This is a genomic window from Caviibacterium pharyngocola (assembly GCF_002795405.1).
GTDB lineage: Bacteria > Pseudomonadota > Gammaproteobacteria > Enterobacterales > Pasteurellaceae > Caviibacterium > Caviibacterium pharyngocola.
The window spans coordinates 58818-80933 of sequence record NZ_PHGZ01000003.1; the positions used below are offsets into that span (position 1 = coordinate 58818).

Consider the following 22116-nt stretch of genomic DNA (forward strand, 5'->3'; position numbering starts at 1 on the left):
TGGACATAGCGCCTATTTTTATGAAAAAAGGTTATATAAAGGCGGCGATTTGTGTATAATTGCGCCTAATTTAGTTTTAAGAGGAAAACGTAATGAGTCAGTTTTTCTATGTTCATCCCGAAAATCCGCAACCGCGTTTAATTAATCAAGCCGTTGAAATTTTACGCAACGGCGGCGTGATCGTTTATCCGACGGATTCCGGCTATGCGTTGGGATGTTCGGTGGGCGATAAACACGCAATGGATCGAATCGTACAAATTCGTCGCTTGCCGGAAAATCATAATTTTACTTTGGTTTGCAGCGATTTATCCGAATTATCGACTTATTCGGTGGTGAGTAATACTGCATATCGATTGATTAAAAATAATACGCCGGGACGTTATACTTTTATTCTGACGGCAACCAAAGAATTACCGCGTCGTTTAATGACGTCCAAACGCAAAACCATCGGGATTCGCGTGCCGGATAATCGCATTGCCTTGGCGTTGTTGGACGCTTTGGGCGAACCGATTTTATCTTGCTCGTTGATGTTACCGGGCGAAGAACATATTACTCAATCGGATCCGGAAGAAATCCGTGATCATTTGGAACGCCAAGTGGATTTAATTATTCACGGCGGTTATTTAGGTCAAGAACCGACGACGGTGGTGGATTTAACCGAAGACACACCGGTGATTTTACGCGAAGGCAGCGGAGAAACTGCGCCGTTCGTCTAATTTTAACAGCTAAGACGCTTGTGAAAGCGACAACAGAGGAAATATGAAAGAAAAAACCACAAACACGCGCGAAACGAAATCTTATTCTACGTCTAAATCCGTAGCGCAAGGGAAAAGCTCCGCCACGGGAAATAAAGCAAATACGCCGATTAATGCGAATAAAGCGGCGGCAGACGGGGAAAAATTACAGAAAGTGCTGGCGCGCGCCGGTCAAGGCTCGCGCCGCGAGATTGAAGCAATGATTGCCGAAAATCGCGTCAGTGTGGACGGAAAAATCGCCGCATTGGGCGATCGCATTGATGTGCATTCCGGCGTTAAAGTGCGTATTGACGGGCATTTGGTCAATTTAACCCAAGCGCAAAAAGAAGTTTGTCGCGTGTTGATGTACTACAAACCGGAAGGCGAGCTTTGTACGCGGCGGGATCCGGAAGGACGCGCCACGGTATTCGATCGTTTACCGCGTTTAACCGGTTCGCGTTGGATTGCGGTAGGACGGTTGGATATTAACACCTCCGGTTTACTTCTATTTACCACCGATGGTGAATTAGCGAATCGCTTAATGCATCCGAGCCGTGAAGTGGAACGGGAATATTCGGTGCGCGTTTTCGGTCAAGTGGATGACGCGATGATCAACCGATTGAAAAAAGGTGTGCAGTTGGAAGACGGTCCGGCGAATTTTAAAGCGATTAAAGCGGTCGGCGGACAGGGCATCAACCAATGGTTTGACGTCACGTTAATGGAAGGACGCAATCGCGAAGTGCGCCGTTTGTGGGAATCGCAAGGTATTCAAGTCAGCCGTTTGATTCGCATTCGTTACGGCAATATTAAATTAATGAAATCCTTACCGCGCGGCGGTTGGGAAGAAATGGATTTGGCGAATGTCAATTATTTGCGCGAATTGGTCGGCTTGCCGCCGGAAACGGAAAGCAAGTTGGATGTGACCAAACAACGCCGCCGTCCGAAAACCGGACAAATCCGTAAAGCGGTGAAACGTTATACGGAATTAAATAAACGTTATAAAAAAGCCTAAAAACACACCGCACTTTAAGTTTTTCAACGAAAAAGTGCGGTTAATTTTGAGAAGATTTTATGAAAATACAACAACTTCGTTATATTGTCGAAATCGTTAACCAAAATTTAAATGTTACCGAAGCCGCCAATACGTTATTCACTTCACAGCCGGGAATCAGTAAACAAGTGCGTTTATTGGAAGACGAGTTAGGCTTGGAAATTTTCGAACGTAACGGCAAACACATTAAAGCCTTAACACCCGCCGGAAAGAAAATCGTTGCGATCGCGCGGGAATTATTGGTTAAAACGCAAAGCATTAAAGCGGTGGCGAACGAATATACCCAGCCGAATCACGGCGTATTGCGGATCGCCACGACGAATACTCAAGCGCGTTATATGTTGCCGTCGGTGGTGGAACGTTTTTCCAAACAATATCCGGACGTCAGTTTGCATATTCATCAAGGCTCGCCGACGCAAATTTATGATGCGTTATTGTCCGGCGAAGTGGACTTCGCCATTACCACGGAAGCGCAATATTTGTTCGATGATGTAGTTTTGTTGCCTTGTTATATGTGGAATCGCTCGGTGATTGTGAAACCGGATCATCCGTTAGCGCAATGTGAAAATTTAACCATTGAAGAACTTGGTAAATATCCGTTGGTAACTTATACCTTCGGCTTTACCGGCGTGTCGGATTTGGATTATGCCTTCAACAGCGCCGGCATTTTGCCGAATATTGTATTTACGGCAACGGATGCGGACGTAATTAAAACTTATGTGCGTTTGGGCTTGGGCGTCGGAATTATGGCGTCAATGGCGCACACTGAAGCCGATTCGGATTTATTGGCGATCGACGCAAGTCATTTGTTCCGCGCCAGTATGACCCAAATCGCTTTCAAACACAGTATTTTCTTGCGTAATTATATGTATGATTTTATTAATTATTTTTCACCGCACTTGACGCGTCCGTTGGTTGAGAAAGCGGAAAGATTACACGATAATAACGCAGTGAAAAAATTATTCGACAATGTCACCTTAAGCGTGCGTTAATCGGATTCGTTAATATTTTCGCCTCGGATAAAAAGGAACCCGATAAAAAGGGTGTGTTTTGTGCGAAAATATGATAAAACTACGGCTTATTTTTTATTACTTCTTATAGGAAACAGTATGTCAAACTTACAAAATATCATTGAAGCGGCATTTGAACGTCGCGCCGAAATTACGCCAAAAACCGTTGATGCCGAAACTCGCGCGGCGATCGAACAAGTTATCGAGGGTTTAGATAGCGGTAAATATCGTGTTGCCGAAAAAATCGACGGTGAATGGGTGACACACCAATGGTTGAAAAAAGCGGTGCTTTTATCTTTCCGCATTAACGACAACCAAGTGATCGACGGTGCGGAAACCAAATATTACGACAAAGTGCCGTTGAAATTCGCCGATTACGATGAAGCGCGTTTCCAACAAGAAGGTTTCCGCGTAGTGCCTTCCGCAACCGTGCGTAAAGGTGCTTATATTTCTAAAAATGCGGTATTAATGCCGTCTTATGTGAATATCGGCGCTTATGTGGGCGAAGGTACGATGGTGGATACTTGGGCGACCGTAGGTTCTTGCGCGCAAATCGGTAAAAACGTGCATTTATCCGGCGGTGTGGGTATCGGCGGTGTGTTAGAACCGTTACAAGCGAATCCGACCATTATCGGCGATAACTGTTTCATCGGCGCGCGTTCCGAAGTGGTGGAAGGCGTGATCGTGGAAGACGGTTGCGTAATTTCAATGGGCGTATTTATCGGTCAAAGCACCAAAATTTATGATCGCGAAACCGGCGAAATCTTCTACGGCCGCGTACCGGCGGGTTCCGTGGTGGTTTCCGGCAGCCTACCGTCTAAAGATGGCAAATACAGCTTATATTGCGCCGTGATCGTGAAAAAAGTGGATGCCAAAACCCTTGGTAAAGTCGGTATCAACGAATTATTGCGTACTATCGACGAATAATCTGTCAATTTCTGAAAAAGCCGAATTGCCTGATGCTGTTCGGCTTTTTTATTTTAGGGAAAGAAACGTGAGTAAAAATATATTGGTCAGCGCCTGTTTATTGGGCGAAAACGTGAAATATTCCGGCGGCAATAATTTTTCCTCAAAATTGACCGCACTTTTACGCCGATACGACGTAAATATCATCCCGATTTGTCCCGAAGTGCTGGGCGGATTGCCGATTCCGCGTTTGCCGGCGGAAATTATTGCTGCCGATATCATTGATTGTAACGGACAATCCGTTCTAGCCGAATTTCAACGTGGCGCCGACGCTGTATTACAACGGGCGAAACAAACGCATTGCCGAATTGCCGTATTAAAAGAAAACAGCCCGTCTTGCGGCAGTCGATTTATTTATGACGGCACTTTTAGCGGCACTTTAATCGAAGGCGAAGGATTGACCACGCAATTATTACGTCGGCATCATATCGAGGTTTTTTCCGAATTGAATTTGGCGGAATTGGAAAATCGTTTGAAAAAAGAATACCAAGATGAGGAAAAATAACGTCGGAAAGGGGGACTTTCCGACCATCGAATTAGCAATATTGCTGCAAAATTTGTGCGATACCGTCGTCATCGTTGCTTAATGTGACTAATTTCGCTTGTCGCTTCACTTCTTCTTCCGCATTGCCCATCGCCACGCCTAAGCCGACGGCATTAAGCATACTGATGTCATTATGATTATCACCGAAAGCAATTACGTTTTCCGGACTGATTTGCCAAAGGGCTAACAGATCTTTCAACCGTCCGCCTTTGCTATTGCCGTTTTTCGCCACATCCACGCGATCGATCCAAGACCATTCGCAGCTAAATTGATCCGTCGGTAACTCGGCAACCGCTTGTTCCATTACGCTGCGCTGCGGATGACTGATAACGAATTTCCAAATAATTTCGTCTTCGCGTCGAATCAACTGTTCGAAACTGTCTAATTGGCGTAAATTCGGGCGAATTTGTTCCGGGCAATGTTGCACCCACGCACTGAATTTTTGCATATGTTCGTTAATTTGTAGAAAATTCATCGCATCGCGCGAATACATTAACAAATGCGTTTGATATTTTTCCGCCACTTTTACCACTTGCAAAGCTTGTGCTTTGGAAAGCGGATTTGCCAGTGGCATCGAATTCGTTGCGGTGTCGTAAAGATAAGTGCCGTTACAACAAATAATCGGCGTATCCAGCTGTAATTCGTAATGATAAGGGCGCGCGGCGGTGTGATGACGACCGGTCACTAAAACGACTTTAATGCCTTTTTCTACAAGACGTCGAATCGCCTGTTTACTGGAAGGCAGAATTTGTCCCTGACTATTTAATAACGTGCCGTCAAGGTCGAAGGCAACCACTTGATAGGTCATAGATTTCCTTATTAACGATAGAATTTAACCGAATTATAGAGATTTTGGGCGATAAAAGAAATAAACCGCATTGATTTTTGCCGAAGAAAAGACGGCGAGAGGCGCCGTCTGTAGGTGGTCTGTAGATAAATGGGGCAAAAGTGCGGTGATTTTTTGCCGATTATTCGGCAGGAAAAACAAAAGGATTGATGCCGCTGCGGGCGAAACCTTTTTCTTCCATTTCCACATCCAAGAAAACGGAGGCTAAATCATCGGCAATAGGTTCGACGTGCGGATCTTTTTCCTGATACATCACTTTCAAATAACTGTGACAATCGCCGCAGCTTTCCGCTTTCACCGGCGCGAATTCGCTGTCTAACGACCAATAATCCAACTTTCCGCTTTGATCGCAGTTCGAACATTTACTGCGTACCATATTCCATTCGCTTTCGCACAGAGAACAATGTAAATAACGCAAACCTTGGGTCGCGCCGAAATGAACCACACTCGCCGTCGGCGCCGAGCCGCAAACCGGACAAAGGTGTAAGTTTTCGCCGCTTTCCATTTTGGCGTTATGCGGAATTTGTTGTGCCAACTGCAGCCAATAAAGAGACAGCGCCGCCCAAATAAAGACCGCTTTGTCGCTTTCGACCGCAGAAAAATCTTGCGCCAATAATTTATCCGCAAGGTGATTCAGTTCGGCTTGCGAGGCTTTTTCTAACCAATCAATAGTCGTCAACAAGCTTTCGTTAAGATTCTCGTTGGTTTTGATTTGCGCTAACAGCGCATTTAAAGCGGTTAGCCAGTAATCATCGCGCTGCCAACGGGCATAATCAAGCGGCGTCGTTTGTGCGGTTGTTGAGATTGTTGTCAAATGCTCGATTTTGCCAAGCGGCGTATTTTCCAATAAATCAAGCTGCGCTTGAGCAATGTCGGCAGCAAACAACAGGTAATCTTGCATCGGATGATTTTGCGCTAAATCTGTTAAGCGTTTAATCCGGCGTTGATAAAGATTTTTCGGGTTGGCAAATAATAAGGGCGGATTATGGAAAGAGCTCGCCGCTTGTTGAATTTCATTTTCGGGAAGAATTTTAATACTCATTTTATTTGTATCGCTGTTAAAAAAGTGCGGTAAATTTTACCGCACTTTTATGGTTTAAGGGGATTATTTGCCTTGTTTATCGGCTAATTGTTGTTGCAGTTTCGGTTCGACTTCATCACGATACCAACGCGGGTGATGTTTTTTCGCCCAACGTACCGTAACCCAACCTTCTACCATTCCGCGAATGGATCCTTTCACCCAGAACGCCATATACATATGTACCATAATACCGGTGAACAGCATAAAGGCGCTGGCGGAGTGGAGTAAAATGGCAATGCGAATCACCGGAATCGGGAAATTATGGGCGAAATATTGTCGCCACATAATAATGCCGGTGACTAATAAGGTGAACATTGCCAAGATCAACGTCCAGAACAACATTTTTTGACCGAGGTTATATTTTCCGTTGTCGGAAACGGCGTGTTCGTTGCCTTTTAATACCTCGTGGATATTTTTCAGCCAAACCCAGTCGTTTCGTTCCGGAATATTATGTCGCCAGTAAACCAAGCAAAGGATGACGAATGCGACGAACATAATCAAACCGGTGAACGGATGAACCATTCGGGCGATTTGCGGCGTACCGAGAATATCCGTCAGCCAAGCGAAATCCGGAAAGAAAAACGCCAAGCCGGATAAACCCGTGGTAAAAAAGCAAATCACTAATAACCAATGGCTCAATCGTGCAGGAAGTTTATGACGCACGATTTTGTGATCGTTACTAATCGTGATCTTACTCATCTTTGCCTCCTTCGTGTTCCGTTTCATCGTGTGCTTCCAATTCTTCCGTATTCGGCCCGACCGCAAGATAGTGGGCGATTTCACTGAGGATAATACCGCCGAATGCCACAGCGGCAACCGGTTTTAAGACATCTTTCCAGAGTTTCACCGTCATATTGATTTGCGGATCTTTCGGTAAGCCGGAATAAAGCTCCGGTTTGTCCGCGTGGTGTAGCACATACATAACGTGCGTGCCGCCGACACCTTCCGGATCGTAAAGTCCGGCATTTTTATAGCCGCGCGCTTTCAAATCCGCAATACGCGTTTCGGCATATTGCTTCATTTCTTCCTTGCTACCGAAACGGATCGCGCCGGTCGGACAAGTTTTCACGCAGGCAGGTTCTTGCCCGACGGTAACGCGATCCACACATAGCGTACATTTATATACGCGATGATCTTCCGGATTCATTCGCGGAATATTAAACGGACAGCCGGCGATACAATAACCGCAGCCGATACATTTATCCGATTGGAAATCCACAATACCGTTAGCATATTGAATGATCGCGCCCGGCGAAGGACAAGCCTTCAAACAGCCCGGTTCGCTACAATGCATACAGCCGTCTTTGCGAATAAGCCATTCCAAACGCTCGTTTTCTTCCACTTCGTTGAACTTCATTACCGTCCAAGCTTTCGCGTTCAAATCAATCGGATTATCGTAAGAACCGACGCATTTTTCCGGTTCGGCGCGCAAGTCGTTCCATTCGGAACAAGCGACTTGGCAGCCTTTACAACCGATACAAGTGGTGACGTCGATTAATTTCGCCACTTCCACTTGATGATCCCGCGCGTGTGGTGCCGGTGTAAATACCGATGTCGCGGAGGATTTGATGATATTTTGAGATTGAACGACTCCCATATTATGCCTCCGCTTTTTCGATATTGACTAACATACATTTCGATTCCGGCGTTTGCGTATTCGCATCACCGGCGCGCACTGTCAAGTTATTAGCAAAGAAACCTTTCTTCGCTTTAGTGACGGTCGCAAAGCCCCAGTGAATCGGAATTCCCACCGTGTGAATCGGTTTTCCATCGGCAACTAACGGACGAATACGTTTCGTCACCACAGCAACGGCTTTAATATAGCCGCGTTTAGAGGAAACTTTGACGTGATCGCCGTTTCGAATACCTTTTTCCGCCGCTAATTGCTCACTGATCTCAACGAATTGTTCCGGTTGTGCAATCACGTTTAATAAGGAATTTTTCGTCCAATAGTGGAAATGCTCGGTCAGGCGATAAGTCGTTCCTACATATGGGAACTCGCTTGATGTGCCTAAATCCGCTTTATCGCTGTCCAATACGCGTGCGACCGGGCTGGAAACCACGTTCGGGTGCAACGGATTGGTGCCGATCGGCGTTTCTACCGGTTCATAATGTTCAGGGAACGGGCCGTCAACCATTCGTTCGCGCACGAATAATCCGCTGACGCCTTCCGGTTGCATAATAAACGGCAATGTCGGGCTGTTAGGCGCCGCCGTGCCGAAATCCGCCACATCGATATAGTTCCAGTTTTTACCGTTCCATTTAATGAGTTGACGTTTCGGATTCCACGGATTTCCTGCTAAGTCGGCGGAAGCACGGTTATAAATAATACGACGGTTCATCGGCCACGCGAACGCCCAACCGAGGGTGTTACCCAAATTAGACGGATCCGAGTTATCGCGATTCGCCATTTGATTGCCTTTTTCCGTCCATTGTCCGCTATAAATCCAGCAAGCGCCTGAAGTCGTTCCGTCATCACGCATTTGTGCAAAGCTTGAAAGCAGCTGACCTTTTTTCAAAATCAGGTTGCCGTTGGCGTCGTATAAATCTTCCAAGGCATAGCCGTTATTTTCTTTCGCCACTTCTTCCGCTTTCGGTTCAAGCGGATTCGCGTAATTCCAACTCATCGCTTCTAACGGTTTAACCGGCGCTTTGCCGCCTTCTTTGTGATAAAGGTGAAGCAATTCGGCGCGTAGTTCCGATAAAATCTCGCCGTCGGTTTTCGCTTCGCCCGGCGGCTCGGCGCCTTTCCAGTGCCATTGCAACCAACGACCGGAGTTAGCGATAGAACCGTCTTCTTCGACGAAACAAGTTGTCGGCAAGCGGAAGACTTCGGTTTGAATTTCTTCAGTTTTTACATCGTTAAATTCACCGTAGTTTTTCCAGAATTCAGAGGTATCGGTGACCAGCGGATCCATAATCACCAAGAATTTTAATTTACTCAGCGCTTTGATGATCTTGCCGGAGTTCGCATAAGAGGCGATCGGGTTCATTCCTTGACAGAAGAAACCGTTGACTTTGCCTTGATACATATCCTCGATATAACGGAATTGATCCGTTCCGCCTTTCGGTAATTTCGGCAAATAATGATAACCGAATTGATTATCTTGCGTCGCGTTATCGCCGTAGAAGGATTTCAGCATACTCACCATAAACTTCGGCGTATTTTGCCAATAGTTTACTTGATCTTTCATCATTGTTTTCGGTGTAATTCGATTGAGGAACGAGCTTAAATCCGCATCACCGTCCGTCGGCAACGGAATATAACCCGGCAACATCCGAGGGAATAAACCCAAATCGGTGATACCTTGTACGTTAGAGTGACCGCGTAACGCGTTCACGCCGCCGCCGGAAACCCCGATATTACCCAATAATAATTGGATCATCGCCATTGTCCGAATATTTTGCGAACCCACCGTATGTTGCGTCCAACCTAAAGCATAAAGGAAAGTTGCCGCTTTTTCCGGTGCGGAGGTTTTAGCGATTTCTTGGCAGAATTGTAAGAAATATTCTTGCGTCGTACCGCAAATACGTTCCACCATTTCCGGCGTGTAACGATCAACGTGCGTTTTAAGCATATTGATGACGCAACGCGGATCTAGCATTGCCATATCGCGTTTCGGTTGTCCTTCTTCGTCGAATTGATACGCCCAAGTGGATTTATCGTATTGACGAGTTTCAGGGTTATAACCTGAGAATAAACCGTCTTCGAACTTGAAGTTTTCGTTAATTAAGAAAGTAGCGTTAGTGTAATGTTTAACGTATTCGTGTTGAATTTTATCGTTGTTGAGCAAATAGCGAATGACGCCGGATAAAAATGCAATATCCGTACCCGGACGAATCGGCATATAAATATCCGCTACGGCTGCCGTGCGGTTAAAGCGCGGATCCACAACGATTAATTTGGCTCCGTTTTGTTTTTTGGCTTCAATCGCCCAACGGAAACCGACAGGATGTGCTTCCGCTGCGTTACCGCCCATCACGATAACTAAATCGGCATTTTTAATATCAACCCAGTGATTGGTCATCGCACCGCGACCGAATGATGGAGCAAGACTTGCTACCGTCGGTCCGTGTCAGATACTCGCTTGGTTGTCGGTAAATACGATACCAAGGGAGCGAACGAATTTTTGCGTCAAAATACCGGTTTCATTGCTACAAGCGGAACCGGCTAAGAAACCTGTCGTCATCCAACGGTTGACTTCTAATCCTTGTTCATTGTGTGTGATAAAGTTGGCGTCACGGTCGTTTTTCATATGGCGAGCAATACGTTCGATAGCTTCGTGCCAAGAGATACGTTTCCATTCCGTTGAGCCGGCTTCGCGGACTTCAGGATAACGAACGCGACGTTCGCTGTTGACATAATCTAATGCGCCGGCACCTTTAGGGCATAATGCGCCGCGGCTGACCGGATGATCCGGATCGCCTTCGATATGAAAGAGTTTCCCTTTCGTATTCATTGCGCCGTCGCCAAGGCTGTATAACAACATACCGCAGCCTACGGCACAATATGTGCAGGTATTACGCGTTTCTTTGGCGCGCAATAATTTATATTCGCGAGGGGCGGCTAATGCCGTTGCCGGGGCAAATCCCAACATCGCAGCCGATGTTCCCGCCATACCGCCTGCACAGATCTTAAAGAATTTTCTTCTGCTGACCTGCATAAAGTACTCCTTGATTTCAACAAAAAGGGTTTGTTGAATTGTTTTGTAGTAGTAAACTTAAATCATTCGTTGATGAGTAGCTGACGATTCGGTTCGGTCAAAATGTTACAAAAATGTATTACATTTTAAACAAACTGATAATCTCACGTAGAATACGCTTTTTTGCGGATAAAAGCTAGCGAAGATAAGGGGACATAACTTGATCTCAATCACAAAAAAAGCAAATTTTTGTTACAAAAAATTAACATTAGAAACAAATAATCCGGTTTTACACTGCGAGGAAAAAGATGAGATTATTGCGACGGAAGTGCCGGTCGCCTTGGTGTATAACGGCATCAGCCACGTCGTAATGATGTGTTCGCCGCAAGATTTGGAAGATTTCGCCCTCGGCTTTTCCATCACGGAAGGCATTATCGACAAACCGGCAGATATTTACGGAATGGATATTGAGCACAGCTGTCACGGCATTGAAGTGCAAATTGAAATGGCGACCCGTTGTTTCGTGGCGTTGAAAGAACGTCGGCGAAATCTGACCGGACGCACGGGCTGCGGCATTTGCGGTACGGAACAACTCGCGCAAATTACAAAAAACTTGCCGATTTTACACCGCACTTTACGCCTAGAATTAGCGAGATTGGACGATTGTTTGCGTGATTTGCGCGCCGCACAGAAGCTAGGTTTGCAAACCGGTTCCACCCACGCCGCCGCGTTTTTTGATCCGCAAGGGCATTTATTAGCAATTCGGGAAGACGTCGGACGGCACGTCGCCTTAGATAAATTATTAGGCTGGTATGTGAAGCAAAACAAACCGCAAGGCTTTGTGCTAGTCACCAGCCGAGCAAGCTATGAAATGGTGGAAAAAACCGTCGCTTGCGGCATCGAAATGCTAATCGCCGTATCCGCCGCAACGGGAATGGCGGTGGAAATGGCACAACGCAGCGATCTCACCTTAATCGGCTTCGCCAGAGAAGGACGCGCAACGGTATATTGCGGAAAAGAGCGGTTGGTTTTTTGATGATTTTTGCGATTGGATTATGAAAAAAACACTAAAAGAACCCTTGTTTTTGCTTGTTTCTTGTTCTAGTATATCTCACAAAGTAGCACTTTAGGAGAGAATTATGTTAGGACGCTTAAGACAACAAGGCGGCGCAATGGTATTAACCGTGCCGAATGCGATCGTTACGCAAATGGGCTGGCAAGTCGGTAACAGCGTCAATATCGAAATGCAAGGTGACTCTGTGATTTTAAGCGCGCCAAAACGGCAACCTAAAGGGAGTAAAAGTTTAAAACAGCTGCTCGCCGGTATTGATAGTCAAGAGATCGCTGCGTTAAATGCCGAAATGGCAGACTGGAATGATGAGCCGCAAGGAAAAGAAATATGGTAATGCGAGTGCCGAAAAAAGGGGAAATTTGGTATGTTGATCCCGATCCGACCAGTGGAAAAGAATTGCGCAGCCCGCATTATTTTATCGTCGTTTCCGAACAAGTTCTTAACAAAGCATTAGGCGTTAGCATTTGTTGCCCGATTTCAAGCGGGGGTAATGCGGCACGTTCACAGAGCGTTACCGTCGTAATGGACGGCAATAGCACCAAATCCGGCAAAGTAACGGGCGTAATTTTATGCCATCAGGTCAGAGCCTTGGATTTACAAGCGCGTAATGCAAAATATGCTACGACAGCTGAGGATTACTTAATCGATGAAGTAGTAATGAAACTGGTGGATTTAATTGATCCTCAGTTGTATTGATTCTAAAAACTAAGCGACCTCACAAAAAAACACTTGACCTTAACCTAAGGTTAAGCTTTATGCTTAACGGCGAAAATTCATTTCATTCAATCATTAAAGAGGAAGAAAAAATGACAACAACCGTTTTAGCATTAAGCGAATTATCCTGCCAACATTGCGTAAAATCCGTGAAAAAAACCTTAGATGCCATTGAAGGCGTGACAAGCGCCGAGGTGACGCTTACTTCCGCAACGGTGGAAGGTGATGTGGCGCCGCAAGTGTTAATCGATGCGATTATCGAAGCCGGTTATCAAGCGGAATTGGCGACGGATTCAAAGTAACTCCGCTACCTGAAGCGGCATCCGAATCGGCGGAACAACCGGATGCCGAACCAAAGGTAGCGTTCGAACAGCAAGCTCAAACCACCTTATCATTAGACGGCTTAACTTGCGCCGCTTGCGTTGCCAAAGTACGCAAAGCATTGCTGAACGTCAACGGCGTGAGTGACGCGCAAATTAATCTCGCCGAACGTACCGCATTGGTTTTTGGTCAACCGGATACCAATGCGTTGATTCGCGCAGTGATCGACGCCGGTTATCAAGCGGAATTAGTTGAGGATGAAACCACCCGTCGGGAAAAACAACAAGCCCGTATTCGTGCGGAGATTTCTTTACGCAAACGACAAGGCGTGATTGCCTTATCGTTAGGCGTTTTGTTGATGGTTTGGGGTTTTATCGACGGAATGATCGTCACTGCGACAAACCAAGCTTTTTGGATCGCAACGGGATTCGTTACGTTGATCGTAATGATTTTTAGCGGCGGACATTTTTATCGTAGTGCGTGCCACAATTTGCGTAAAAAAAGCGCAACGATGGATACGTTAGTGGCGCTAGGCACCGGAACCGCGTGGGTGTATTCAATGTTCGTCAGTGTTTATCCCGATTTTTTCCCGCTGCAAGCCAGACATTTGTATTTTGAAGCAAGCGCGATGATTATCGGTTTGATCAATATCGGCAAAATGTTGGAAGCCAAAGCGAAACAACATTCTTCGCGCGCTCTTGAGCGATTATTGGATCTTACGCCGCCGACGGCGAAAGTGGTGGACGAGCAGGGCGTGCACGAAATTCCGTTGGCGCAAGTGCGAGAAGAAATGATTTTGCGTTTGCAAACCGGTGATCGCGTTTCGGTGGACGGTACGATTATTCAAGGTGTTGCGTGGATTGACGAAAGTATGTTAACCGGCGAGCCGATTGCCGTAGAAAAACAAACGGGTGATAAAGTCAGCGCCGGTACCTTGGTTTCGGACGGCACATTATTATTCCGCGCCGAACAAATCGGGCAGCAAACCACCTTGTCGCGCATTATTCGATTGGTGCGCCAAGCGCAAAGCAGCAAACCGAAAATCGGGCAACTTGCCGATAATATCGCAGCGGTTTTTGTGCCGGTGGTCGTCACTATTGCAATACTTGCTGCGATTTTGTGGTATGCCGTCGGACCGGATCCGAAATTGTCTTATACCTTGGTGGTGTTTACCACGGTATTGATTATCGCCTGTCCTTGCGCATTGGGATTGGCAACGCCGATGTCGATTATTGCCGGTATCGGTCGCGCGGCGGAATTGGGCGTTTTAGTGCGCGATGCCGACGCGCTGCAAAAAGCCGCCGAAGCGGATACGATTGTGTTTGATAAAACCGGTACTTTGACAAAAGGTGAGCCGAAAGTGACCGCACTTTATTGCTTTAACGGTTTTGATGAACAACAAATCGTTACTTTTGCCGCCGCGTTGGAACAAGGTGCCGGACACCCGCTAGCTAAAGCCGTGTCGGCATTAGCGACGGAAAGACAGCTGAATTTACCTCAACCGGAAAAATTTTTCACCCTGAAAGGCTTGGGCGTTAGCGGTGAAGTGGCGGGTGCGCGTATTTTGCTAGGCAATGGTACATTAATGGCGCAACGGCGGATTGATATTCAATCGGCGACAGATTTGACCGATCGCGAAAGCGCAAAAGGCGCAACGGTGATTTTTTTAGCGGTTAACGATCAACTTGCCGGCGTATTTGTCATTCGCGATCCGTTACGCGAGGACAGCGTTACGGCGCTGCGGCGTTTACATCGTCAGGGTTATCGTCTGGTAATGTTGACCGGTGATCAAGAAAAAACCGCACAAGCGATCGCCGAGGAAGCGGGCATTGATCAAGTTATCGCGGGCGTATTACCTGACGGCAAAGCGCAAGCGATTCAAGCATTGCAACAACAAGGACATAAAGTCGTGATGGTCGGCGACGGTATCAACGACGCGCCGGCATTGGCGCAAGCGGATGTGAGCATCGCAATGGGAAGCGGCAGTGATATTGCTGTAGAAACCGCCGAATTAACCTTAATGCGCCATAGCATTAGCGCCGTCGCCGACGGATTAATGCTGTCAAAAGGCATTTTGCGTAATATGAAACAAAATCTATTCGGTGCTTTCGTGTATAACGCATTGGGTATTCCGCTCGCTGCCGGTGCGCTTTATCCGCTGTTCAGCGTGTTGCTTAACCCAATGGTTGCCGGCGCGGCAATGGCATTATCTTCCATTACCGTTGTCACAAACGCCAATCGTTTACTGCGTTTTAAAATTAAAGATTAACAAGATCTAAGCTCAAATAAGCTGATACAAGGCGATAATCAACGGCATAGTCACCACGCAAAGCAAGGTGGTGACACCGTAAATGGCGCTAGCTTTCTGTGCATTTTTATTGAACAATAGCGCCATTTGCGTCACCGTTGCCGCCGCTGGACTGGTGGTGGCAAGGAAACTAATCATCGCAATGGTTTCGCCGTTTTCCACCCAGTGTGCCGCTCCGGTAAGTTTAATCACCAACATCAAACAAATCGGAATTAAGATCAAACGCAAAAACGTCACCAAATAAATTCGTTTCGAAGAAAAAATCGAGCGCAAAGGAATAGAGGCGATTAGCATTCCCGCGATAATCATTGCATTCGGACCGATCATCGCGCCGACGGCGGATAAAGCGCCGGTAATTACGGCGGGCAATTTGATTTGAAACGCGAACAGCGTTACGCCCAAAATAATCGACAAAATATTCACGTTTTTAAATACGGTTTTTAGGGTTAAATTGGATTTGCCGCACAGCAACATCCGGCAATGCGTCCAAAATAAAAAGGTTTGCACCACGATAAAACAACTGGCGTAAATCACCCATTCTTGCCCGAATAACGCCGCAACTAAAGGAATAATCAAATTGCCGGAATTAGAATAAATGGAGGCGGCGTGTTCCAACGGATCCAGTTTGAACAAATTCTTACACAAACGCCCAAACAGGATCAAAATAATGTGCAAGGCGACAGCCATTCCCAGCGACAGCAATAATCCTTGCAAAATCGCCGGCGTATAAGAAATCTGGAAGGCATTAATCATCACCGCGGGGCTGATAATATACAGCCCGACGACGGAAAGCGGGTAGCTGTCTTTCGAATTTAACGCTTTGGCTTTAACTAAAGCGTAGCCCATTAAAACGGCTAAGGTCAGTTCGGCAATTTTTTGGGCAAGCAGGAAAGCGATCTCCATAAAATTCACCAATAATCGGATTCAACTTGAATTTCATACTACACCTTTTCATCATTGAAATGAAAATAAAAACCACAGAATCGCGGAAAATTGCTATAATTTGCGTAATTTCCGACCGCACTTTTCAAAAGTGCGGTTTATCTTTTGAATATTTCGGGAGGCAATTTTTATGTCTTTACAAGTGAATTCCGTTGCGCTGTTATTAGTAGTGCTGATTTTGCTCGGCGTATTGGGTAACAACAATTCCATTACGATTTCCGCCGCTGTGCTGTTGTTAATGCAACAAACCTTTTTAGCCAAATATATTCCGTTTATGGAGAAATACGGCTTAAACCTCGGCATTATTATTTTAACTATCGGCGTATTAAGCCCGATTATTTCCGGCAAAATTCAGCTGCCTTCGTTCGGCGCATTTTTACATTGGAAAATGTTTCTTGCCGTTGCGGTGGGCGTGTTGGTGGCGTGGTTCGGCGGACGTGGCGTCAGCTTAATGGGCGCGCAGCCGACCTTATTGACCGGCTTATTGCTCGGTACGATTTTAGGCGTGGCGTTTCTCGGCGGCGTGCCGGTCGGGCCGCTTATTGCGGCGGGTATTTTATCGCTGTTTCTAGGGAAATCTTAATCAACGATTATTAGGTATAACAAGCGCCGTCCTTCGGATTTTGCCGGTTGACGGCGTAGATTTTTTAATCGGTCGGCTTGTGTCGATTTATGCAAGCGTGAAAAATCGTGAAATAAAAGAATGAAAAAAGCAATATACAAAACAGAATTCAATCCGTTACAGCAATCTCTCGCGGCGCAATTAGACGAAATGATGATCATCGATCAGCGTCGTTTGCTTTCTCGCATTAAAGGCTTGATTCGAATTAAAAATCAAGCAGCGCGCGATACCGTCGCGGCGGAAATTCAACAACAAATTCAAGCGGCACAAGCAAAATTTGCACAGCGCCGTGCTATGGCAGAAAAATTTACGACGGAAAAAAGTGCGGTGGAATTTCCGTCTAATTTACCGGTGAGCTTGCGCAAAGAGGATATTTTACGCGCAATACAGGATCATCAAGTGATCGTCGTCGCCGGTGAAACGGGATCGGGCAAAACCACGCAGCTGCCGAAAATGTGTCTGGCACTGGGACGCGGACAAAAAGGATTAATCGGTCATACCCAGCCGCGTCGAATCGCCGCGCGTTCGGTGGCTACGCGTATTGCGGAAGAATTACACACGGAACTCGGCGGATTGGTCGGTTATAAAGTGCGTTTTAATGATCAGATCAGTGACGAAACGCAAATTAAATTGATGACAGACGGTATTTTGCTTGCTGAAATTCAAACGGATCGCTTTTTAAATCAATATGATACTTTAATCATCGACGAAGCGCACGAACGCAGTTTAAACAATGATTTCATTCTCGGTTATTTAAAACAGCTTTTGCCGAAACGTCCGGATTTGAAGGTAATTATCACCTCGGCGACCATTGATGTGGAACGTTTTTCCAAACATTTCAATAATGCGCCGATTATCGAAGTGTCCGGTCGAACTTATCCCGTGGAAGTGCGCTATCGTCCGATTGTCGAAGATGAAGAACAAGATCAGTTACAAGGCATTTTAAATGCCGTGGATGAATTGCAATCGGAAGGGCGCGGCGATATTTTGGTTTTTCTCAACGGCGAACGGGAAATTCGCGATACGGCGGAAGCTTTGCAAAAGCACGAGCTGCGACATACGGAAATTTTGCCGTTATATGCCCGACTTTCCGCGCAGGAACAAAACAAAATCTTTCATCCGAGCGGATTAAATCGCATTGTTTTAGCTACTAACGTAGCGGAAACCTCGCTCACCGTGCCGGGTATTAAATATGTCATTGATCCGGGTACGGCGCGTATTTCGCGATATAGTTACCGCACCAAAGTGCAACGCTTGCCGATCGAGGCGATTTCGCAAGCTTCGGCGAACCAACGAAAAGGACGCTGCGGACGGGTATCCGAAGGGATTTGTATTCGACTTTATTCGGAAGAAGATTTTAATTCGCGTCCGGAATTTACCGATCCGGAAATTTTGCGCACCAATTTGGCGTCGGTTATTTTGCAGATGACCGCGCTCGGCTTGGATGATATTGAAAATTTCCCTTTTGTGGACAAACCGGATACCCGACAAGTACAAGACGGTCTGAAATTATTGGAAGAATTAGGAGCGATTTCTCCGGTAAAACCTAAGGATGCCGACACGGCATTTCGACGAAATGTTCGCCAACTGACGGAACAAGGAAAACGCTTAGCGCAATTACCGGTGGATCCGCGTTTGGGCAAAATGTTGCTTGCAGCGAGCCAAAACGGATCCTTGCACGAAGCGATGATTATTGTGTCCGCACTTTCAATCCAAGATCCGCGCGAACGACCGCAAGAAAAACAACAATCCGCCGACGATAAACATCGTCGCTTTGCCGATAAAAAATCTGATTTCTTAGCTTTTGTGAATTTGTGGAATTATCTGCAAGAACAACAAAAAGCCCTAAGCAAAAATCAATTCCGACGCTTGTGTCAAAAGGATTATTTGAATTATTTGCGCGTGCGCGAATGGCAGGATATTTACCAACAAATCCGTTTAGCCGTGCGCGAAATGGGCTTGCCGATTAATTCGCAAGCGGCGGAATATGTGCAAATTCACACCGCACTTTTAAGCGGATTGTTGTCCCATATCGGGATGAAAGAAGCGGAAAAACAACAATATCTAGGCGCACGAAACGCACATTTTGCCATTTTCCCGAATTCCGTCCTGTTTAAAAAACAACCTAAATGGTGTATGGCGGCGGAATTGGTGGAAACCTCGAAATTATGGGGCAGAATGGCGGCGGAAATTGACGCGGAGTGGATTGAACCGCTCGCCTTGCATTTAATTAAAAAATCTTATGCCGAGCCGCGTTGGTCTAAATCGCAAGGCGCGGTGGTGGCGGAAGAAAAAGTCAGCTTATATGGCGTGCCGATTGTGGCGGGCAGAACGGTCAATTACGGTGCGATAGATCCGGTCATCAGCCGCGAGATCTTTATTCAATCGGCGCTTGTGGAAGGCGATTGGCACACGAAACATAAATTCTTTTTCGAAAATCAAAAATTGATTCGTGAAGTGGAAGAATTGGAACATAAAACCCGCCGCCGCGATATTTTGGTGGACGAGCGCGTACTGTTCGAATTTTACGATCAGCGCGTGGGTGCGGAAGTGGTCTCGCAAAAACATTTCGATACTTGGTGGAAGAAAGCGCAGCGTGACGATCCGGAATTATTGAATTTCGAAAAAGCATTTTTAACCAATGAAAATGCCCAAGTCAGCGAATTGGATTTTCCGAATTTCTGGCATCAAGGAAATCTAAAACTGAAATTAACCTATCAATTCGAACCGGGTACGGATGCCGACGGTGTGACCGTACACATTCCGTTGCCGTTGTTAAATCAGGTGGAAATGCACGGATTCGATTGGCAAATTCCGGGCTTGCGCAACGAGCTGATTATAGCCTTAATCAAATCCTTACCGAAGTCTTTACGCCGCAATTTCGTGCCGGCGCCGAATTATGCGCAAGCTTTTTTAGGTCGCGCGCAGGCATTGGAAAAACCGTTATTAGACAGTTTAAGCTATGAATTGCGCCGAATGACCGGCGTGACGGTGGAACGCGAAAGCTGGAATCTTGATTTATTACCACCGCACTTAAAAATGACTTTCCGCGTGATTGACGATAAAGGCAAAAAAATCGCCGAAAGTATGGATTTGGACGAGCTGAAATTTCAACTGAAAGATCAGGTTCAAGAAAGCATTTCGGCGGTGGCGGACGACGGTATCGAGCAAAGCGGCATTCATCTTTGGAATTTCGATCAATTACCGCAATATTACGAACAGAAAAAACGCGGATTTACCGTGAAAGCTTATCCGGCGATTGTGGACGAAAAAGAATCCGTAGGAATCAAATTATTCGAAACCGAATTCGAACAAGCGGTGGCGATGAAGCAAGGTTTGCGCCGTTTATTGCTGCTTAACGTGCCGTCGCCGATCAAATATTTGCACGAAAAACTGCCGAATAAATCCAAACTCGGCTTGTATTTTGCGCCTTTCGGTCGCGTGTTGGATTTAATCGACGACTGTATCGCTTGCGCGGTGGATAAACTGATTGAGGATTTCGGCGGCGTGGTGTGGAACGAAACGGATTTTGACAAATTGCGCGATTATGTGCGGGAAAATCTCAATGAAGTGACCGTTGATATCGCCCGACAAACGGAACAATTATTGACGCTCACTTTTGAGATAAATAAACGTTTGAAAGGCAAAATGGATTTTACAATGGCATTTGCCTTATCGGATATTAAAGAACAGCTTAACGGCTTGATTTATCAAGGATTTGTAGAAAAAAGCGGTTATGCGCGCCTGCCGGATTTATTGCGCTATTTGCAAGGTATTGATAAGCGAATGGATAAACTGGCGCAAGATATTAACCGCGATCGGGCGGCGATGTTGCGCGTTGAACAGGTGACAACGGCGTATAAACAATTATTAGCGAAATTACCGAAATCTAAACCGATTTCGGCGGAAATTCTGGAAGTTCGCTATATGATCGAAGAACTTCGCGTCAGTTTATTTGCTCAGCAGCTGGGCACGAAATATCCGGTATCGGATAAACGCGTTTTAAATGTGATTCAAACCTTGGGTTAATTTAAGGGGATTCCCTGTTATTTTTAGGAGTAAATATGGAAAGCAAAACAGCAAACGGCAAGGTTTTTTTAGTCTTGCTCTTGGGCGTATTATCCGCCTTCGGGCCTTTTGTCATTGATTTGTATTTGCCGGCATTGCCGCAACTGGCGGAATTTTTCGCGGTAAATACCTCGATGACCCAATTAAGCTTAACCAGTGCAATGGTCGGCTTGGCGGTGGGACAACTATTTTTAGGCCCGCTAAGCGACAAATTCGGGCGTAAAAAACCGTTAATGCTGTCGTTAATTGTTTACACGATTACCACCGCACTTTTAGTGTTTTCGCCGAATATGGAAAGCTTTGTCATTTTGCGCGGCATACAAGGTGTCGCGGCGGCGGGCAGTGTGGTGATTTCTCGCGCCGTTGCAACGGATCTTTATCGCGGCAGAGAAATGACGCGCTTTTTCGGTTTGTTAATGACGGTGAACGGCATTGCACCGATTGTTTCACCGGTGTTAGGCAGTTTATTGTTGGAATATATGAGCTGGCGCGGAATTTTCATTTTTTTGACCGCACTTGGCGCGGTATTATTCATCATTTGTTTGCGCTTAAAGGAATCTTTAGCCGCGGAAAAACGCCTGCAAACCGGCGTGTTAGCAGGATTCAAGGTGTTCGGGCCTATTTTTCGCAACAAGATTTTTATGCAATTCGTGTTAATGCAATCTTTTTCCACGGCGGGAATGTTCGCCTATATCGCCGCTTCACCTTTTATCTTTCAAAGCTTTTACGGACTAAGCGCATTCCTGTTCAGCTTATGCTTTGCCGCTAACGGCGCCGCTTTGGTGATCGGTTCGAATATCGGCGGAAAACTTGCGCCGAAACTTGCCTTAAAGTGCGGTACTTTCGGCGCCTTGATTTTAGCTTGCTTCGTTGCTTTTAGCTTAATTACGCAAATGAATGTCTGGGCGGTTGAAGCAGGATTCTTCCTCTTATTGTTATTTATCGGGATTTTACTGCCGACGGTTTCCGCATTGGCAATGGATCGCGAACGCCGTTATGCCGGCAGCGCCTCGGCATTATTAGGCTTTTGCCCGTTCTTCCTCGGCGCCGTAGTGTCGCCTTTAGTTGGAATGGGAAATATTTTTTATTCGACCGCACTTGCCATATTCTGCGCCGGCGCGGTGTTGACGGTGATTTATTTTTTAGTTCGAAACGAATTGAAAGATTAACGGATTGTTTATCTCAGGCCGCAC

The 22116-nt window shown here is 46.2% G+C and carries 19 protein-coding genes; 13 read left to right on the plus strand and 6 right to left on the minus strand.

Annotated features, from left to right (window positions below):
- The first annotated feature begins 92 nt into the window (after window positions 1-92).
- The 5 genes from CVP04_RS00750 to CVP04_RS00770 all read left to right on the plus strand — a co-directional run bounded on the left by CVP04_RS00750 (window position 93) and on the right by CVP04_RS00770 (window position 4266).
- Complete coding sequence (locus tag CVP04_RS00750; RefSeq protein ID WP_100295613.1) at window positions 93-716, plus strand: L-threonylcarbamoyladenylate synthase; 624 nt, start codon at window positions 93-95, stop codon at window positions 714-716.
- 43 nt (window positions 717-759) lie between these two features.
- A complete protein-coding gene (gene rluB, locus CVP04_RS00755; protein ID WP_341476042.1) occupies window positions 760-1746 on the plus strand; it encodes a 23S rRNA pseudouridine(2605) synthase RluB in 987 nt (328 codons plus the stop codon).
- 59 nt (window positions 1747-1805) lie between these two features.
- Window positions 1806-2777 (plus strand): HTH-type transcriptional regulator CysB, encoded by a 972-nt coding sequence (gene cysB, locus CVP04_RS00760; RefSeq protein WP_100295614.1) that lies wholly within the window; start codon window positions 1806-1808, stop codon window positions 2775-2777.
- A gap of 117 nt (window positions 2778-2894) precedes the next feature.
- The gene (gene dapD, locus CVP04_RS00765) at window positions 2895-3722 is read left to right on the plus strand and encodes a 2,3,4,5-tetrahydropyridine-2,6-dicarboxylate N-succinyltransferase (RefSeq protein ID WP_100295615.1); all 828 of its coding nucleotides are present in this window, start codon (window positions 2895-2897) and stop codon (window positions 3720-3722) included.
- A gap of 67 nt (window positions 3723-3789) precedes the next feature.
- The gene (locus CVP04_RS00770) at window positions 3790-4266 is read left to right on the plus strand and encodes a 2-thiouracil desulfurase family protein (RefSeq protein WP_243385053.1); all 477 of its coding nucleotides are present in this window, start codon (window positions 3790-3792) and stop codon (window positions 4264-4266) included.
- 31 nt (window positions 4267-4297) lie between these two features.
- On the opposite strand, the gene CVP04_RS00775 is transcribed toward CVP04_RS00770, so the two are convergent.
- The 5 genes from CVP04_RS00775 to fdnG all read right to left on the minus strand — a co-directional run bounded on the left by CVP04_RS00775 (window position 4298) and on the right by fdnG (window position 10897).
- Entirely contained in the window at window positions 4298-5113 is an 816-nt protein-coding gene (locus CVP04_RS00775; protein WP_100295617.1) for a pyridoxal phosphatase, read from the minus strand.
- Between the two features lie 160 nt (window positions 5114-5273).
- Window positions 5274-6194: a formate dehydrogenase accessory protein FdhE gene (gene fdhE / locus CVP04_RS00780; RefSeq protein WP_100295618.1), complete on the minus strand. Its 921-nt coding sequence runs from the start codon at window positions 6192-6194 to the stop codon at window positions 5274-5276.
- 63 nt (window positions 6195-6257) lie between these two features.
- Window positions 6258-6932, minus strand: coding sequence for a formate dehydrogenase subunit gamma (locus tag CVP04_RS00785; protein WP_100295619.1), 675 nt, complete (start codon window positions 6930-6932; stop codon window positions 6258-6260).
- Window positions 6925-7830 (minus strand): formate dehydrogenase subunit beta, encoded by a 906-nt coding sequence (gene fdxH, locus CVP04_RS00790; RefSeq protein ID WP_100295620.1) that lies wholly within the window; start codon window positions 7828-7830, stop codon window positions 6925-6927. The genes CVP04_RS00785 and fdxH overlap by 8 nt, the downstream gene beginning before the upstream one ends.
- Before the next feature lies 1 nt (window position 7831).
- Entirely contained in the window at window positions 7832-10897 is a 3066-nt protein-coding gene (fdnG, locus tag CVP04_RS00795) for a formate dehydrogenase-N subunit alpha (protein ID WP_165772751.1), read from the minus strand.
- A gap of 199 nt (window positions 10898-11096) precedes the next feature.
- Here fdnG and fdhD point away from each other — a divergent pair, with 199 nt between their 5' ends.
- The 5 genes from fdhD (at window position 11097) to CVP04_RS00825 (ending at window position 15252) form a co-directional block, all read left to right on the plus strand.
- A complete protein-coding gene (fdhD, locus tag CVP04_RS00805) occupies window positions 11097-11912 on the plus strand; it encodes a formate dehydrogenase accessory sulfurtransferase FdhD (protein WP_100295623.1) in 816 nt (271 codons plus the stop codon).
- Window positions 11913-12015: 103 nt separating this feature from the next.
- Complete coding sequence (locus tag CVP04_RS00810; protein ID WP_100295624.1) at window positions 12016-12282, plus strand: AbrB/MazE/SpoVT family DNA-binding domain-containing protein; 267 nt, start codon at window positions 12016-12018, stop codon at window positions 12280-12282.
- Window positions 12276-12644: a type II toxin-antitoxin system PemK/MazF family toxin gene (locus CVP04_RS00815; protein WP_100295625.1), complete on the plus strand. Its 369-nt coding sequence runs from the start codon at window positions 12276-12278 to the stop codon at window positions 12642-12644. Before CVP04_RS00810 ends, CVP04_RS00815 begins: the two co-directional genes overlap by 7 nt.
- A gap of 110 nt (window positions 12645-12754) precedes the next feature.
- On the plus strand, window positions 12755-12964 hold the full coding sequence (locus CVP04_RS00820) for a cation transporter (RefSeq protein ID WP_100295715.1): 210 nt from the start codon (window positions 12755-12757) through the stop codon (window positions 12962-12964).
- Window positions 12965-13104: 140 nt separating this feature from the next.
- Window positions 13105-15252: a copper-translocating P-type ATPase gene (locus CVP04_RS00825; protein ID WP_100295626.1), complete on the plus strand. Its 2148-nt coding sequence runs from the start codon at window positions 13105-13107 to the stop codon at window positions 15250-15252.
- Between the two features lie 12 nt (window positions 15253-15264).
- On the opposite strand, the gene CVP04_RS00830 is transcribed toward CVP04_RS00825, so the two are convergent.
- Window positions 15265-16194 carry an AEC family transporter gene (locus CVP04_RS00830; RefSeq protein ID WP_100295627.1) on the minus strand — a complete coding sequence of 310 codons (930 nt, stop codon included), beginning with the start codon at window positions 16192-16194 and terminating at the stop codon, window positions 15265-15267.
- Between the two features lie 169 nt (window positions 16195-16363).
- Between CVP04_RS00830 and CVP04_RS00835 the strand changes: the two genes are divergently transcribed.
- The 3 genes from CVP04_RS00835 to CVP04_RS00845 all read left to right on the plus strand — a co-directional run bounded on the left by CVP04_RS00835 (window position 16364) and on the right by CVP04_RS00845 (window position 22092).
- Window positions 16364-16816: a DUF441 domain-containing protein gene (locus CVP04_RS00835; protein WP_100295628.1), complete on the plus strand. Its 453-nt coding sequence runs from the start codon at window positions 16364-16366 to the stop codon at window positions 16814-16816.
- A 120-nt stretch (window positions 16817-16936) separates the two neighbouring features.
- Window positions 16937-20884, plus strand: a complete 3948-nt coding sequence (hrpA, locus tag CVP04_RS00840) for an ATP-dependent RNA helicase HrpA (protein WP_100295629.1) — start codon at window positions 16937-16939, stop codon at window positions 20882-20884.
- A 35-nt stretch (window positions 20885-20919) separates the two neighbouring features.
- Entirely contained in the window at window positions 20920-22092 is a 1173-nt protein-coding gene (locus CVP04_RS00845; protein ID WP_100295630.1) for a multidrug effflux MFS transporter, read from the plus strand.
- Window positions 22093-22116 lie beyond the last annotated feature (24 nt).